Origin of the sequence: Rhizobium sp. SEMIA 4085, from assembly GCF_013004495.1 — a bacterium.
GTDB lineage: Bacteria > Pseudomonadota > Alphaproteobacteria > Rhizobiales > Rhizobiaceae > Rhizobium > Rhizobium gallicum.
Map to the genome: position 1 here is coordinate 1 of NZ_JABEPH010000121.1, position 15175 is coordinate 15175.

Genomic DNA, 15175 nt, shown 5'->3' on the forward strand with positions numbered 1-15175 from the left:
TGGTATGCCTCGTGTCGCTCGGCGGCAGCGTCAGATGTGTAGAAGAGCTGGAAACCGTTCGGCTCGCCGCGATAGGTGAGGCTTTTCGGCGGCGAGGGACGGCCGGTATCGCGCCAGTCCTGTTCCATCACATAGAATTCGAGTTCCGTCGCGACGACCGGCGTGAGGCCGCGCTCTTCGTAGCGCTTCAGCACCGCTGCGAGGATCGCTCGCGGATCCATGAAGCTCGGGCTGCCGTCGAATTCGTGCATCGTCGCCAGCACCTGCATGGAGCCTTCCGGCGCCGCCCAGGGCATCGGCGCAAGGCTGCGCTCGTCGGCGATGCAATTGCCGTCCGGATCGCCAATCGTCAGCGACAGGCCGGTGATGTCGTCATTATCGTCGCCCCAGATATCGAGCGACTGCGTCGAGCAGGGGAGACGCACCTCGCCTTCCCAGATTTTCTTCTGGGCATCCAGCGGGATCTGCTTGCCGCGCAAATCCCCGTTCATGCCGACCAGCAGGATTTCGATCCTCGGTTCGCCTGTCGCAGCTTTGCCATGGACGATGTCGGCCGTCATGATCTTGAAAATCCCCTCGGACAAGGCCAAGGTCGTAGCTCATTGAGACGGCCCTTTCAATCTCCGCAGGTGTTTTGCGAATCATGTCCGATACTTACCAGCGCTCAAATCTCGCCGCCATCGATGCCGCCCACCATCTGCATCCCTTTTCCGACATGAAGAAGCTGAATGCCGACGGCACGCGCATCATCCAGCGCGGCGAGGGCGTCTACATCTTTGACAACCACGGCAAGAAGTATCTGGATGGTTTTGCCGGGCTCTGGTGCGTCAATATCGGCTACGCCCGCAAGGAAATCACCGATGCCGTCGCGCGGCAGATGAACGAGCTGCCTTACTACAACACCTTCTTCGGCACCACGAGCACGCCGACGACGCTGCTTGCGGAAAAGGTAACAGCGCATGCCGGCCCGCGCTTCAACCATGTCTTCTTCACCGGCTCCGGCTCAGAGGCCAACGATACCTGGTTCCGCATGGCGCGCGTCTATTGGAGTGCGGTCGGCAAGCCTTCGAAGAGGATCGTGATCGCCCGCAAGAACGGCTACCACGGCTCGACGGTTGCCGGTGCCAGCCTCGGCGGCATGAAATATATGCACGAGCAGGGCGACCTGCCGATTCCCGGCATCATTCATATCGGCCAGCCATATTGGTACGGCGAGGGCGGCGACCTCTCGCTCGCCGAATTCGGCCTTAAGGTGGCCCGCGAACTGGAGGCTGCGATCGATGAGCTCGGCGAGGAGAATGTCGCCGCTTTCGTCGCAGAGCCGGTGCAGGGTGCGGCGGGCGTCATCATCCCGCCTAATACCTATTGGCCGGAGATCGACCGCATCTGCAAGGCGCGCAACATCCTGCTCGTTGCCGACGAAGTCATCTGCGGCTTCGGCCGTCTCGGCGAATGGTTCGGTCATCAGCATTTCGGCGTCGAGCCCGACATGGCGCCGATCGCCAAGGGTCTCTCATCGGGCTACCTGCCGATCGGCGGCGTTTTGGTCAGCGCTCGCATCGCTGATGTGCTGATCAACGAGGTCGGCGACTTCAACCACGGCTTCACCTATTCCGGCCATCCGGTCTGCGCTGCCGCGGCGCTGGAGAACCTGCGCATCATCGAGGACGAAAAGCTGGTCGAGCGTGTCCGCGGCGACATCGGTCCTTACTTTGCCAAAGCCTGGGGCGCTCTCGGCGACCATGACCTCGTTGGCGAAGCGGTGAGCATCGGCCTGATGGGCGGCCTGCAGCTCACTGCCGATAAGAAGACGCGCACCCGATTCGAAAAGGCGGACGCGGTCGGAGCGCTCGTCCGCAACCATGCACTCGCGAACGGCCTCGTGCTGCGGGCCACCGGCGACCGCATGCTGGCGTCTCCGCCACTTGTCATCACTCATGATGAGGTGGACGAGATGGCGCGGATCGCGAGGATCGCGCTGGATGCGGCGTGGAAGGAACTGAAAATCTAATCCGCGGGCGCGACCCACGCGTAGCCGAAACGATAGGAATCGCTGTTGCGGGCGTAGTAATACGGAACCTCGATCGTCGAAACCTCGGGCGCGATACTGCCGAGCTCCGGCACCGATCTTAGCCACTCGGCCGCTTTGGCGGGCAGGGCATTGCCTTGTGCAGTGCTCAGCTGCCAGACCACGAGTAGCGGGCGCTCCTTCGAGATCGAGACCGTAGGCTTGAACCCTGGATAGTCCGTCGAAATCACGGTCGCCGGAACAAAGTCCTTCCGCAAATTCCCCGCAAGCAGGCTGCCTTCCGCGAGAATAGCGGCAGGCTCGCCCTGTTGCCGGAGCGCTGCTGCGAGCTGGGCGTAGGGAACGTTCAAACGCTCGTAATCGCCGTTCAAAGTGGCAGCTGCAATGCGTCCGAAGAGAATAGTCGGAACGGCGATCATGATTATCGCAACGACCGGTACGAGGCGGCGCAATGGATTTGAAACCGCAACATTCGATGCCTCGATCTTCAGGCAAAGATAAAGCGGGAAGATGAAGAAGAGCGGCACCAGCCAGCGATCCTTGATATGGGCCGCTCCGCCGAAAATGACGAGAAGCAGGATGCCAAGGATGGAAAAAAGCATAATGCGCTCAAGGAGCTGTGTCCACTGCGACCTGCCGGAGACGGCCGAGAGAAACGGCTTGCCGAACGCGAACGCGAAGACAAGCAACGTGACCGCGCAAAAGCCAATCACTGCCAGAACGAGCAACCCTGAACCCATGGCGACCTGCACGACGTAGCTCGCATTGCCGCCGTCGGTCAGCTTTTTCAGTGTCCGGGCCGTTGCGAAACCGAGATTGTCCTTCAGCCAGAAGAGATGCGGTAGTGCGATGACGAGGGCGGTGATTGCGGTCAAGGCCATGCGCCAGTCGAAGACGCGCTTGCGCATCTGCGGATCGAGCAGTGCCGCCAAGAGCGCCGAAGCGGGCAGAAGGGCGAAATTGTATTTGGACAGCAGGCCGATGCCGATGCCGATGCCGGTCACGAGATATGAGAGCACATCCGGCTTCTTGAGCGATCGGATAAATCCGTAGAGGAAGACGCAGCCGGCGAAAAACACCGCGACCGTATGGGTCAGGTCGCGCTGCATTTCGAATGCGACCTGCGGAAGCGTCAGGAGTCCGAGCGTTGCGACCACCGCCAGCACGCTGTTCTTCAGGATCATCCGTGCCGTCAGGCCGTAAATAACGTAGGATGTGAAGAGCAGCGCATTCTTGACGACGGCAAGCGAAAGCAGCGAGACACCGCTAATCGAAAAGGCGGCATATTGCAGCCAGTTATAGAAAGGCGGCTGCGGGCCATAACCGGCGGCAAGCCATTGCGAGCGGAAGGCCTGCTCGGCTTCGTCGAGCCCGAGTGTCGGCGGCATCGCCACGCGAACGGCGACCTGTATGAGAAAATATGCGGCAAGCACAGCGAAAAACCACCGCATGTCGACGTTGCGGGCCTTGTCCACGTCCACGTTCATTTCATTTCCGTTCAAACCAGACATAGCCAAGCGCAAAGGTGTTGCCGCTCTTGCCGAGGGGGTACGGGAGCGCCAGTGAGCCGATCGCGTCCGGTTCGATGCCGCAGCGAGCTTTCCCGCCGCCTCTCAAACGTCGCTTCCATCGAAAATCTGCCGCACGATGTAATTAGGCGAAGCGTCGTCGCGATAGTAGGTGCGGGCAATCATCTCGGCCAGAATGCCAGTCGTGATCAACTGCACGGACGAGAGCAGCAGCACGACGCCGACCATGAGCATCGGACGGGTACCGATATCGTTGCCCAGAATGAACTTGTCGAAGAACAGGTAAAGCAGGATCAGCGTTGCGAGCGCTCCAAGGCCAAGGCCGAGCGAGCCGAAGAAATGGCCAGGCCGCGCCTTGTAGCGCATGAAGAACATCACCGACAGCAGGTCGAGGATAACGCGGAAGGTTCGCGAGATGCCGTATTTCGACTGGCCGTGCTGGCGAGCATGGTGCGTGACGGCCACTTCGCCGATGCGCGAACTCGGGACGACGCCGGCGACCCAGGCGGGGATGAAGCGGTGCATTTCGCCCATCAGCTTCACCTGCTTGATGATGGAGGCGCGGTAGATCTTCAGGCTGCAGCCATAGTCGTGCAGCTTCACGCCGGTGATGCGGCCGATCAGATAGTTGGCGCACCATGAGGGAATCTTGCGCAGCAGCAGGCCGTCCTTGCGGTTCTTGCGCCAGCCGACCAGGAGATCGAGTTCACGGCGCTCGAGTTCGGAAATCATCGAAGGAATGTCTTTCGGATCATTCTGCAGGTCGCCGTCCATCGTTGCAATCAGCCGGCCTTGCGCCGTGTCGATGCCGGCCTGCATCGCCGCGGTCTGGCCGAAGTTGCGCTGCAACTCCACGATCCTGAGCGCCAGCCCTTCACGCCCCAGATATTTGCGGGCATTGACGAGCGTGGCATCCGTACTGCCGTCATCGATCAGGATAAGCTCCCACCGATGAGGATAGGCGACCATCGCATCGCAGATGCGTTCGACGAGCGGGCCGACGCTTTCTTGCTCGTTGAAGACCGGCACCACAAGCGAAAGTTCGAGCGACTGCGTTAGATCATTTGCGCTTTGCAGCGACTCTGACGTTGTCTGCAACTGTTATTGCTCCTAAAAGGCCGTGACGGCCAGTCGAGCGGCGTTTTGACCGCTGAAGTCAGGAAGCCTAGTACATGAACTCTCCTGTTGGCGCCAGCCGACAATCCTGGTTCGGGCGCAATCGCATGACACTGCTGACGGTCGTAATCGTCGCAGCCTATGCATCTTTCATCGAGTGGTTCTGGGGATGGTCGGCCATCATCGCCCAATGGGCGGCCGTCGGCGTGATGCCGATCCTTGTCGCTCTTGCATTATTGACCAGTACCTATTTCCTGCGGACGTGGCGTATTCTCGATTACTTCCCGCGGGAGACGGCGGGCAGTTTCGGCACGCTTTTCCGGGTGACGCAGGTCCATAACCTGCTCAATATCATGATGCCGTTTCGCACCGGGGAGACGAGCTTTCCGGTTCTCATGCGCGCAGAATTCGGCATTGCGTTGACGCGGGCAACCTCTGCCCTGCTTGTCATGCGTCTCCTCGATCTGCACGCGCTGCTTGCCGCAGCCGGCATCGGATTTGCGGCAGCTTCCCCGAACGCCGTTCCGGCCTGGTTTTTATGGGCCGCATTCCTGTTCTTGCCGATCACCGCTTTCCTGATCCGCAAGCCATTGCTTCGCTTGGGCTTCCGGCTCTTTCCCGCCAAGGCGCAAGGCTTCCTGTCGGAGATCGAAAACGGCCTGCCCGCAAATGCCTCAGCCTTCGCACGGGCCTGGGCCTTGACGGCGGTGAACTGGCTGGTGAAGGTCGTCGTGCTCGCCTGGGCGCTCAGCCTCATGGGCGTTTGGCCACTCACGGCGAGCTTCGGCGGCGCGCTCGGCGGCGAGCTTTCGTCGGTTCTGCCGGTCCATGCGCCGGGCGGCGTTGGCACCTATCCCGCCGGCATTACCGCAGGCGCCATTGCCTTGGGCGCACCGGGCGGAAAGGCGGCGCTTGCAGCCCTGGCGCAGGCAAGCATCAACGCACATCTGTTGATCATCGTCTCCGCCTTGACGGGAACAGCAATCTCACTGCCCCTCGGGCGCCGCCGTCAGCTCTGATATCCTCTTGCGCAGGAAAGCCAGCTCGGGCCCCTGCTGACAAAGGGACAGCGCGCGTTCATAGGCGGTGATCGCCTCCGCCGGTCGGCCGAGCTGGCGCAGGAAATCGGCGCGTGCGGCATGGGCAAGGTGATAGGTGCCGAGCTTTCCGGATGCCAGGATGCCGTCGATGATCTCAAGCCCTCTCTGCGGCCCTTCCGACATTGCGATCGCCACTGCGCGATTGAGTTCGACGATCGGCGAGGGCTGCGCCGTAATCAGCAGATCGTAATAGGCAGCGATGCGCGGCCAATCCGTTGCCTGCGGCGTTGCGGCCTTGGCATGTTCGGCGGCGATGGCGGCCTGGACAGTGTAGAGGCCGACCTCGCTAGGTTCCATCGCCCGCTGCAAAAGGTCCAGGCCTTCTTCTATCTTCCTGCGATCCCAGGTCGATCGGTCCTGCTCTGCAAGCAGGGTCAAGCTGCGGTCCTCAGCGCAGCGCGCCAGCCCGCGAGAGTCCTGCAGCAGCATCAGCGCCAGCAGGCCCTCGACATCGGGGTGCGGCAGTAAGTCCGCCACCAGCCGCGCCAGCCGGATCGCCTCGGCCGTCAGGTCCGCCCGTACCACTTCTGTGCCCCAAGAAGCCGAATACCCTTCGTTGAAGACGAGGTAGATGACGTGTAGCACGCGATCGAGGCGCTCCGGCAGTTCGTCGAGGTCCGGAACTTCGTACGGGATGCGGTCGGAACGTATCTTGATCTTTGCCCGCACGATCCGCTGTGCGACGGTCGGGGCCGGAACGAGGAATGCGTGGGCGATTTCCTCGGTCGTCAGGCCGCAGACTTCGCGCAGCGCCATTGCCATCTGCGCGTCGGATGGAATGGCCGGATGGCAGCAGGTGAAGATCAGCCGCAGCATGTCGTCGCCGATAAGCTCCATGTCGCCGATCTCGGTAGCGTCGGCCTCGCCGTATAGGCTGTCCTCGATGTCTTTTAGCGACGCATCGAAGCGCGAACGCCGCCGGATATGGTCGATTGCCTTGTGGCGGCCGGTGGAAACGAGCCATGAAAAAGGATTGCCGGGAACGCCATCGCGTGGCCATGCGCGCGCGGCCGCCGCAAAAGCGTCGTGCAGGGCCTCCTCCGCCCGGTCGAAATCGCCGAGCAGGCGGATGAGAGTTGCCAGCACCCGTCTCGATTGCGACCGGTAGATGTCCTCGATCAGTTTCTCCAAATGCTACTCCGGTAAAGTGAGTATCCGCACCGAACGCAGCTCCACGGCGCGCCGACACGTGCGGAGGGGATGCGTGCGGCAATCTCCTTCGCCGCTGCATCGTCCGGTGCTTGGATCACGTAGAAACCCGCAAGATGCTCCTTGGTTTCGACATAAGGCCCATCGCTCGCCTGCAGTGCATTGTTGCGGACCCGCAGCACGGTTGCTTTCTCCGGCATTTCAAGCGCATCGGAGTGGATCATGATGCCGTTGCGGCGCAGCCCTTCGTCGAAGCTGAAATGCGCTCTGACGCGTTCGCCAGTCTCCCTCGGCGTCAGCGTGCGGTCAACGTCTGCGGAATTGTAGATCAGGCAAAGATAACGCATCGACCTACTCTGCGCCTTTGATGGAATAGGCAGGGCGGATCTCGACAGAGGCATATTTCAGGATCGGGAAGGTCGAAACGATCGATTTCGCTTCATCCATGTCTCTGGCATCGAGCAATACGAAGCCGCCGAGGTGCTCCTTGATTTCTGCGAAAGGACCATCGGTGGCAACCGTCGTGCCCTTGCGGATGTGCAGGGTGACGGCTGACGCCGGCTCGCGCAGCGCAAGCGCAACCTGGAGGAAACCGCGCTCGCGCCAGAGATCGTCACTGACGATGCATTCCTGGGTCAGCGCCTCCCATTCTTCCTGCGGAACCAGCTTGCTTTTTTCGGTATCGAACCAGACCTGGCAAAGAAATTTCATGGCGTGCTTCCTCAGCCGAACGTGTAGACAGGACGGACTTCAATGCTGCCGAGCTTTGCCAGTGGAATGCCGGCTGCGACACGGATCGCATCATTCAGATCGCTGGCCTCGATCAGGATGAAGCCGCCGAGTTGTTCCTTCGTCTCGGCATAGGGGCCATCTGTCACCGACACCTCACCATTGCGGACACGGATGGTGACTGCACTTTTCGGCGATTGTAGAGCCTCGGCGTGGATCATGTGGCCGCTTTCGACGAGGTCCTCATCATAACCGAGCGAATCCCTGTCGAGCTTCTTCCTCTCCTCGTTCCTCATGCGCTCGAGCACGGATGGCTCGAACCACACCTGACACAGATATTTCATCGCTTGCTTCCTGCGGGCTGCCTCTGACTGCATGTTGACGAAGAGACTAGGCTGAATTCGACAGCAAAGAAAAAAATTTTGTTCGCCCGGACTGTCGAAATCAGCGGCGCGCATTCGACAAAGCTCCATCGATAACATTGAAGGAGTGAAGGACATGGGAGTTCTGGAAGTCGCCATTGCAAGCCTCATCTGGGCGCGCCGCACGGAGCAGCCTCGCGATGAGCTTTACGGCACAGATATTGGCCAGTTTCTTGGGCGGATGGTGGTTGCCTTTGCGGTGTTTGCAGCGGTCATCACAGGACTGCAGATTGCGGCCGCACGCCATGACGACCCGCAAATGGTTGCGGATAGCGCGGTGGCAGAAGCGAATTGAAACGGCCTACTGGAAGGCCGTCTCGAAGAAGCTGCGAAGCTTGCGGGAATGCAGTGCCTCCGGCGGCATTGCCGCAAGCTTCTGGATGGCGCGGATGCCGATCTGCAGGTGCTGGTTGACCTGTGTTCGATAGAATGCAGTCGCCATGCCCGGCAGTTTCAGCTCGCCATGCAGCGGCTTGTCGGAAACGCAAAGAAGCGTGCCGTAGGGCACACGGAAGCGGAAGCCGTTGGCCGCGATCGTTGCCGATTCCATGTCGAGCGCGATGGCACGCGCCTGGGAGAGCCGCTTCACAGGGCCGCGCTGGTCGCGTAGTTCCCAGTTGCGGTTGTCGATCGTACCGACGGTGCCGGTGCGCATGATGCGCTTCAGCTCGAAGCCTTCGTAGCCGGTGATTTCGGCGACGGCTGCTTCCAGCGCCACCTGCACTTCGGCAAGCGCGGGGATCGGCACCCAGACCGGTAGGTCGTCGTCGAGAACATGATCCTCGCGCATATAGGCGTGCGCCAGGACATAGTCGCCGAGTCGCTGGCTGTTGCGCAACCCGGCGCAGTGGCCAAGCATCAGCCAGGCATGTGGGCGCAGGACGGCCACGTGGTCGGTGATCGTCTTTGCGTTGGAGGGACCGACGCCGATATTGATCATGGTGATCCCTGCATGGCCCTTTTTCTTCAGGTGATAAGCAGGCATCTGCGGCAAGCGCGGGGCCGTGGCATCGGTTTCCGGCTGGCACGATCCGGCGTGAGTGATGATGTTGCCCGGCTCGACGAAGGCCGTATAACCGTCTTCGCCGCCGCCCTTGGCTATCGTCGCGCGCGCCCAGGCGCAGAACTCGTCCATATAGAACTGGTAATTCGTGAAAAGCACGAAATTCTGGAAGTGCTGCGCGCTCGTTGCTGTGTAGTGGGCAAGGCGGGCGAGCGAATAATCGGTGCGCTGCGCCGTGAAAGCGGCAAGCGGCGAGGGCTCGCCCGGCGGCGGGATATATTCTCCGTTGGCGATCTCGTCGTCGGTCGTATTGAGGTCCGGGGTGTCGAAGAGGTCGCGCATCGGGATGTCGATGAAGGTCGAGGCGGACGCTTCGACATGCGCGCCCTCGCCGAAGGCGAAATGCAAAGGGATCGGTGTCGAGGACTCGGACACGACGATCGGAACGTTATGGCTCCTCATCAAGAGCGCCAGCTGTTCCTTCAGGTAGTGACGGAAAAGCTTCGGCCGGGTGACGGTCGTCGTATAGACGCCCGGGGCCGTCACATGCCCGTAGGAGAGGCGGGAGTCGACATGCCCGAAGCTGGTAGTCTCGATGCTGACCTGAGGGTAGAAGGCGCGGTAGCGCGAGGTAATCGGTGCGCCCTTGGCAAGCTCCGAAAAACTGTCGATCAGGAAGGTGGTATTGCGTTCGTAAAGCGCAGTCAGCGCATCGACGGCCTGCGCTGGATCATCGAAGCTTTGCGGTTCAAAAGCAGGTGGCGAGGAAATATCAAGAGGTAATGGAGAGATTCGTTTGCTCATGGCGCATTATAGATTGCCCTTTTTAACAAGCAAGCGACGCGGCCTTCGGCCGGCGGGAGAATTGTTCAGCGGACGCCGGTGCAGAAGGGGCTGGTCACGTTGAGGCAGGTGTAGTTCGCACCGAAATGCGATTGTGCTCCGCCCCCGCCGCCGCGCACGACCGCTGCCGAAAATGTGATCGCGAAAACCGCCGCGAACAGCGTGATGACGGTGAAGCGTCTTGCAAGAATAAGCACGTCCATGTTCCTCGGGCCGATATGCGTCTTATCGTTGAGATAAGACTTGCCACACGCCGGCTGAACCGGTGCTGAGGTTCCGGTTCATTTGGCGTTCACAATGGTCGACGGCTTGAAGGCGGCGCTTCGCAACTTATGTGTTTAGTCCCGCAAAGGAGATTTCATGACCGCACCGATCGAACTTTATTACTGGCCGACCCCGAACGGCTTTAAGATCAGCATCATGCTCGAGGAACTCGGTGTTCCCTACGAGGTGAAGTACATCAACATCGGCAAGGGCGAGCAGTTCGCGCCCGACTTTCTGAAAATCGCGCCGAACAACCGCATGCCGGCGATCATCGATCCGGACGGTCCGGGCGGGACGCCGATCTCCGTCTTCGAATCCGGCGCCATTCTCCAATATCTCGGCCGCAAATACGGCAAGTTCTATCCCCAGGACGAGCGCACGCGCGTGCAGGTGGAAGAATGGCTCTTCTGGCAGGTCGGCGGCCTCGGCCCGATGGCCGGTCAGGCGCACCACTTCCGCAGCTATGCGCCGGAAAAGATCGAATACGGCATCAACCGCTACACGAACGAAGTGAACCGCCTCTACGGCGTGATGAACAGGCGGCTGGAGGGTCGCGGCTACCTCGCCGGCGACTATTCGATCGCCGACATGGCCTGCATCGGCTGGGTGATCCCCTACGAGCGACAGGGACAGAACCTCAATGATTTTCCGAACCTCAAGGCCTGGTTCGAGCGCATGCATCAGCGCCCGGCGGTGGTGCGGGGTATCGAAGTCGGCAAGGAAGAGCGCGAACGCCAGGCGAATCTCGCCGAGGACAAGGAAGCGCAGAAGATTCTCTTTGGGCAGCGCGCCCGCTGAAGGCGGCACCTAAGGGTGTGGCTTGAATGTCGAATTGAAGGCGAGGTCGCTTAAACCACGTTGTTGGGGCGGCCTTCCTTGTTCGCTGAAGGGTCGCTTGGCAATGTTGCAAAAGTCAAAAGCTGCAACGGTTCCTCAACTTGTGAAGCGAATTGATGCCGCCTATCGACACGAAGTTAAAAACCGCTCTTCCCGAAATTGCCGATGATCGGTTTGTTTTTCAAGGAGAGGGCGGTCATCCATGTTGCGCGCGTTGTTCAGTCTGCCTTGGCTACTGAACAACGCTGTGACGGTCTCGCAACACTCCGCAGCCGCATCCTCTGGCATCTTGAGTCATCGATTCTTGCATGCGGGCACGCTAGTGTCCGTCCGGCATTTCTTCGCCCTGACGACCAGGCTCGCGAGACCTCACGAGCGTTGGCCCGATAGGACCGATCCCGTGCAGTAATTTCGGCCGCTATTGATTCTAAAGCCGCGTCCAGGTCTGCGACTTGCACAGTACCTTAAGCACGCAGCCCTTCATCTTCAGCGAATTACCGGACAGGCTTCCCTCGCCGCTGTAGGTCTTGTCGTTTTTAGGGTCGGTGATCTCGCCGTTATAGGTGCCGCCGGTGCCGGCAAGTGTCCCGATCTTCTTGCCCGCGAATTTGCCGGTTTTCAGCGTCACGCAGTAGCTGCCGCCGCAAGAAGCGATTTGGGCGGTTTCGCCCGAGGCGGTCTTCCAGTTGCCGACGATCGGCTCCTCCGCGCAAGCAAGGTTGGCTGAAAGCGCCATTGCGCCGGCGAGAATAAGTGTACGGATCATCCTTTCCTCCCTGATGTCCTGAGCGCGGCGAAAATAACTGACGCGAACGTAAAGGTAAACAGGCCGCAACCTTGCTTTTTCGCTGATTTCCAAGGTGCTTTCTTGCCGAATTGTTTCCGGCTTGCTTTTTGCGGACTGATTTCGTGGTGAACGAAAGGTTGATTTTCAAACGTGAATCTTTCGTAAAATTGTTCGGAAAGTCCTTAATGTGCAGGGACTCCGATGTTTAACGAAAACCCAATTTTACCAAGCGTTTGCACTTTGTTTGTCTCAAATTAATCATGCATTTTAGGCGTTTTTTGAAAGCGTCGCGGCATAGTGGATCCATCAAACGAGCGGGGCAAACCCGCCGGACCGAAGGGACCGAAAGCTGCGATAGACGGCAGGGCCCGGAAGGTAAAACAGGGCAAGTCGATAACAGACTAAAACAGGGATTAAACCGATGGCACGCTTTGAAATGCACAATGCTGAAATGGCCACCATGGGTGGCGACAACAACGCCGATATCTTCTGCGAAATGGGCCTCATGTATGCAACGGGCCGCGGCTGCGACGTTGATCTCGTCGCCGCGCACAAATGGTTGAACATCGCCGCGATCAAGGGCAACGACCGCGCTGCCGAACTTCGCGCCGATGTCGCAGCCACGATGGACAAGATGCAGCTCGCCGCGGCACTGCGCGCTGCCCGTGAGTGGATGACCGTCCACTGAGACCGTCTCCGGCGCGAAGGAACAGTTGAGAGAAATAACAACCTCAAAAGAGGGGACTGGCGGGGCGCCTTGGACGGGGCCGGGAGAACGGAAACCGCGACCGGCAGGAACAAGGCCGGCGCGGTTTTTCCATTTAGTCCAGCAAGCGAAGAACCTCGGGCAGGGCTTCCTCGAAGCGGGCCATATCCCGCTCCGGCCCGACGCTGACGCGGACGCAGCGGTTGAGCGGCGCGACACCCGGCATGCGGATGAAGACGCCGTGCTGCATCAGACCGTCGACGATTGAGCGGGCATGGGTACCGTCGCGTCCGGCGTCGATTGCGACGAAGTTCGTGGCCGACGGCAGCGGCGAAAGCTGGTTGGCGCGGGCGATCGAGGCTATGCGTTCGCGCGCGGCATGGATATTGCCGACGACCTCGGCGAGATAGGCCTGATCCTTGAGCGCGGCAAGTGCCGCCGCCGTCGCCAGCCGGTTCATGCCGAAGTGGTTCCTGATCTTGTCGAAGGCCAGCGCCGTGCCGGGCGTCGAGATGGCATAGCCGACGCGTGCCCCGGCGAGACCATAGGCCTTCGAGAAGGTACGGGTGCGCACGACGTTCGGCAGGCCGATCAGCGCCTCGATCGGGGGAAGTGAGCCGGCAGGGCCGGTTTCGCTGTAGGCCTCGTCGAGCACCAGCAGGCAGGTTTCCGGAAGGGCGCGGGCGAAGGCGACGATCCTGTCGGCATCCCACCAGCTTCCCATAGGATTGTCCGGATTGGCGAAGTAAACGAGCGGGGCGCTTTCGCGCTTCACCGCATCGAGCAGGCCGGAGAGATCCTCGCGGTCGTTGACGTAGGGCACCGTCACCAGCCGTCCGCCGAAGCCTGCGACGTGGAAATTGAAGGTCGGATAGCCGCCGAGTGACGTGACGACCGGCATTTTCGGTTCGATCACCATGCGGACGATCTGGCCGAGGAGTTCGTCGATGCCGCCGCCGATCGCGATATTGGCAGCCGTCACGCCGAGATGGGCAGCCAGCGCCTCGCGGAGATCGAAGTTCTCCGGATCGTTGTATTTCCAGATATCGCCGGCCTGCTCGCGCATCGCGGCAAGCACGGAGGGCGCGGGGCCGAAGCCGTTTTCATTGGCGCCGATGCGGGCCTCGACCTTGAGGCCACGCTGGCGCTCGATGGCCTCGGGGCCGACAAAGGGAACGGTGGAAGGAAGGACGCTGACCAGCGGCGTGAAACGCGAGAAGGCGGACATCGAAATGCAGGTTCCCGGGATGATGAAAAAACGCGCCAACAATAGGCACTGCCATCCTCAAGGCAAGGAAGATTATTCTATCGGGCGCGCAGCTTACGGTCTGCTTTCGATACGCGGTGCGCGATAGGCTTCGATCGCTTCGAGATTGCCGGCCATGAAGTCGGCGCGCACGACGCGCCGAAGCACTTCGGGGTCCAGCGTGTTGATGAAGCGGACACCGATGCGCTCGTTGTTGCGGTGGACCTCCGCGCAGCCGATGCGATAGGCAAGGCCGAGAATATTGAGATAGTAGTGTTTCGGCAGCCCGGCCGCCGACGAGACGACGAAGGTGGCGCCGCCGCGGGAAATATCCAGGATCTCCGCGCTTCGAAGCGAGATGCCGGTCAGGCACGGGCGCACGGCGACGATGCGGGCCGGGCGCCGCACGTTGAACTGTTCCCAGCGTACGTCGTAAACTTCCGATCTGACCGTAGCAAGATGGGTTGCTCGGAGCATGGACATGACGCGGCTCTCCTTGGGCCAAGCTCATCCTGGCCCTGTTGTCGCATAGCGTCACATGAATGTTTTTCGCATTCGTCAAACGGATCGAAATAATTTTAATGAAAGCTAATTTTGTTTTAAGTGCATATGCCTGATTTCATTCGTTCAGGCATCGGATCACCTCTGCGAATCGATTTATCCGTGGACCCTCCGAACTCTTTCAATTACTGTACGTTTTGCCTCTGTCGATGAAGCATTTCGCTTCGATTATCACTTAAGAGGAAACGAAAATGGCTGACATCAAAGTGCCGTGGGAATCATGGGTCGTGGTCTGTGATGGTGCGAAGGCTTTGATCATGCGCAATGCAGGCAATGCGCTTCTCATGAACCTGCAGGTGCATGAAACGCTGAGCCAACCCAGCGAGCCCACCCGCGAACTCGGCACCGATAAGCCAGGACGGGCCCATGCTCCGGACGGCACGAGCGGCAGCGCCATGGAGCAAACAGACTGGCAGGAGCAGGCGGAAGCCGAGTTTCTGAGGCGGATCGCCGCGAAGTTGGATAAGCTGGTCCGTGAAAGGAACGGTAGCCGCATCATCCTGGTTGCGCCGCCCAAGGCGCTCGGTACTTTGAGGCCGAACCTGAGCGCCGAAGCGCAGGCGGCCATCTCCGCGGAAGTCCCCAAGGATTATACTAACATGCCGGTTGATGAGATCGAGCGCCGCCTGGCCGCCTGATCGTATCTCCGCAAGAAGAGCGCGGGCAAAAGGCTCGCGCTTTTTCCGTCTTTGCCCGCCGTGGATACCTGCGCAAGGTCGATCCCCGCCACACCTCGCAGACCTGTTCGGCCTGCGGGCCCGTGGACGGGGAAAGCCGCGAAAGCCAAGCATCTTTCCGCTGTTGCCAATGCCGCTTGCGCGCCCATGCCGACCACAATGCTGCAATCAACATCC

General features: G+C 60.3%; 17 protein-coding genes and 2 pseudogenes. 7 read left to right on the top strand and 12 right to left on the bottom strand.

What is annotated here, in order from left to right; genetic code table 11:
• Positions 1-560, bottom strand: a pseudogene (locus C9413_RS14210) (glutamine synthetase); the annotation flags it as partial.
• 83 nt (positions 561-643) lie between these two features.
• Here C9413_RS14210 and C9413_RS14215 point away from each other — a divergent pair.
• Positions 644-2011, top strand: a complete 1368-nt coding sequence (locus tag C9413_RS14215; protein ID WP_039844385.1) for an aspartate aminotransferase family protein — start codon at positions 644-646, stop codon at positions 2009-2011.
• On the opposite strand, the gene C9413_RS14220 is transcribed toward C9413_RS14215, so the two are convergent.
• Positions 2008-3516, bottom strand: a complete 1509-nt coding sequence (locus C9413_RS14220; RefSeq protein WP_052451495.1) for a glycosyltransferase family 39 protein — start codon at positions 3514-3516, stop codon at positions 2008-2010. The two genes, C9413_RS14215 and C9413_RS14220, sit on opposite strands and share 4 nt — an antisense overlap.
• 126 nt (positions 3517-3642) lie before the next feature.
• The gene (locus tag C9413_RS14225; protein WP_039844386.1) at positions 3643-4656 is read right to left on the bottom strand and encodes a glycosyltransferase family 2 protein; all 1014 of its coding nucleotides are present in this window, start codon (positions 4654-4656) and stop codon (positions 3643-3645) included.
• Positions 4657-4730: 74 nt separating this feature from the next.
• Between C9413_RS14225 and C9413_RS14230 the strand changes: the two genes are divergently transcribed.
• Positions 4731-5693: a lysylphosphatidylglycerol synthase domain-containing protein gene (locus tag C9413_RS14230; RefSeq protein WP_170250572.1), complete on the top strand. Its 963-nt coding sequence runs from the start codon at positions 4731-4733 to the stop codon at positions 5691-5693.
• Here C9413_RS14230 and C9413_RS14235 read toward each other — a convergent pair.
• The 4 genes and pseudogenes from C9413_RS14235 to C9413_RS14250 all read right to left on the bottom strand — a co-directional run bounded on the left by C9413_RS14235 (position 5661) and on the right by C9413_RS14250 (position 7996).
• On the bottom strand, positions 5661-6905 hold the full coding sequence (locus C9413_RS14235; RefSeq protein ID WP_039844388.1) for an RNA polymerase sigma factor: 1245 nt from the start codon (positions 6903-6905) through the stop codon (positions 5661-5663). The genes C9413_RS14230 and C9413_RS14235 overlap by 33 nt on opposite strands.
• Before the next feature lie 3 nt (positions 6906-6908).
• A pseudogene (locus C9413_RS14240) lies at positions 6909-7270 on the bottom strand (YciI family protein).
• 4 nt (positions 7271-7274) lie between these two features.
• Positions 7275-7634, bottom strand: a complete 360-nt coding sequence (locus C9413_RS14245) for a YciI family protein (protein ID WP_039844389.1) — start codon at positions 7632-7634, stop codon at positions 7275-7277.
• 11 nt (positions 7635-7645) lie between these two features.
• Positions 7646-7996 carry a YciI family protein gene (locus tag C9413_RS14250; protein ID WP_039846688.1) on the bottom strand — a complete coding sequence of 117 codons (351 nt, stop codon included), beginning with the start codon at positions 7994-7996 and terminating at the stop codon, positions 7646-7648.
• A 154-nt stretch (positions 7997-8150) separates the two neighbouring features.
• Here C9413_RS14250 and C9413_RS14255 point away from each other — a divergent pair, with 154 nt between their 5' ends.
• Complete coding sequence (locus C9413_RS14255; protein WP_039844390.1) at positions 8151-8369, top strand: hypothetical protein; 219 nt, start codon at positions 8151-8153, stop codon at positions 8367-8369.
• Between the two features lie 6 nt (positions 8370-8375).
• Here the strand turns inward: C9413_RS14255 and C9413_RS14260 are convergent, their stop codons facing one another.
• A complete protein-coding gene (locus C9413_RS14260; RefSeq protein ID WP_039844391.1) occupies positions 8376-9881 on the bottom strand; it encodes an AMP nucleosidase in 1506 nt (501 codons plus the stop codon).
• A gap of 65 nt (positions 9882-9946) precedes the next feature.
• A complete protein-coding gene (locus C9413_RS14265; RefSeq protein ID WP_167363805.1) occupies positions 9947-10117 on the bottom strand; it encodes a hypothetical protein in 171 nt (56 codons plus the stop codon).
• 163 nt (positions 10118-10280) lie between these two features.
• Between C9413_RS14265 and C9413_RS14270 the strand changes: the two genes are divergently transcribed.
• Positions 10281-10982 carry a glutathione S-transferase N-terminal domain-containing protein gene (locus tag C9413_RS14270; protein ID WP_039844392.1) on the top strand — a complete coding sequence of 234 codons (702 nt, stop codon included), beginning with the start codon at positions 10281-10283 and terminating at the stop codon, positions 10980-10982.
• A 466-nt stretch (positions 10983-11448) separates the two neighbouring features.
• Here the strand turns inward: C9413_RS14270 and C9413_RS14275 are convergent, their stop codons facing one another.
• Positions 11449-11787: a DUF2147 domain-containing protein gene (locus tag C9413_RS14275; RefSeq protein WP_039846689.1), complete on the bottom strand. Its 339-nt coding sequence runs from the start codon at positions 11785-11787 to the stop codon at positions 11449-11451.
• A 442-nt stretch (positions 11788-12229) separates the two neighbouring features.
• Here C9413_RS14275 and C9413_RS14280 point away from each other — a divergent pair, with 442 nt between their 5' ends.
• Positions 12230-12496: a sel1 repeat family protein gene (locus tag C9413_RS14280; RefSeq protein WP_022714612.1), complete on the top strand. Its 267-nt coding sequence runs from the start codon at positions 12230-12232 to the stop codon at positions 12494-12496.
• Between the two features lie 133 nt (positions 12497-12629).
• On the opposite strand, the gene C9413_RS14285 is transcribed toward C9413_RS14280, so the two are convergent.
• Both C9413_RS14285 and C9413_RS14290 read right to left on the bottom strand, forming a co-directional pair.
• Positions 12630-13742 carry a pyridoxal phosphate-dependent aminotransferase gene (locus tag C9413_RS14285; protein ID WP_039846690.1) on the bottom strand — a complete coding sequence of 371 codons (1113 nt, stop codon included), beginning with the start codon at positions 13740-13742 and terminating at the stop codon, positions 12630-12632.
• Between the two features lie 93 nt (positions 13743-13835).
• The gene (locus tag C9413_RS14290; protein ID WP_022714614.1) at positions 13836-14243 is read right to left on the bottom strand and encodes a pilus protein PilZ; all 408 of its coding nucleotides are present in this window, start codon (positions 14241-14243) and stop codon (positions 13836-13838) included.
• Positions 14244-14512: 269 nt separating this feature from the next.
• Here C9413_RS14290 and C9413_RS14295 point away from each other — a divergent pair, with 269 nt between their 5' ends.
• Both C9413_RS14295 and C9413_RS14300 read left to right on the top strand, forming a co-directional pair.
• A complete protein-coding gene (locus C9413_RS14295) occupies positions 14513-14959 on the top strand; it encodes a host attachment family protein (RefSeq protein ID WP_039844393.1) in 447 nt (148 codons plus the stop codon).
• Positions 14960-15027: 68 nt separating this feature from the next.
• Positions 15028-15175: transposase (locus tag C9413_RS14300; RefSeq protein WP_246703756.1), on the top strand; the 148-nt coding region annotated here is incomplete at its 3' end.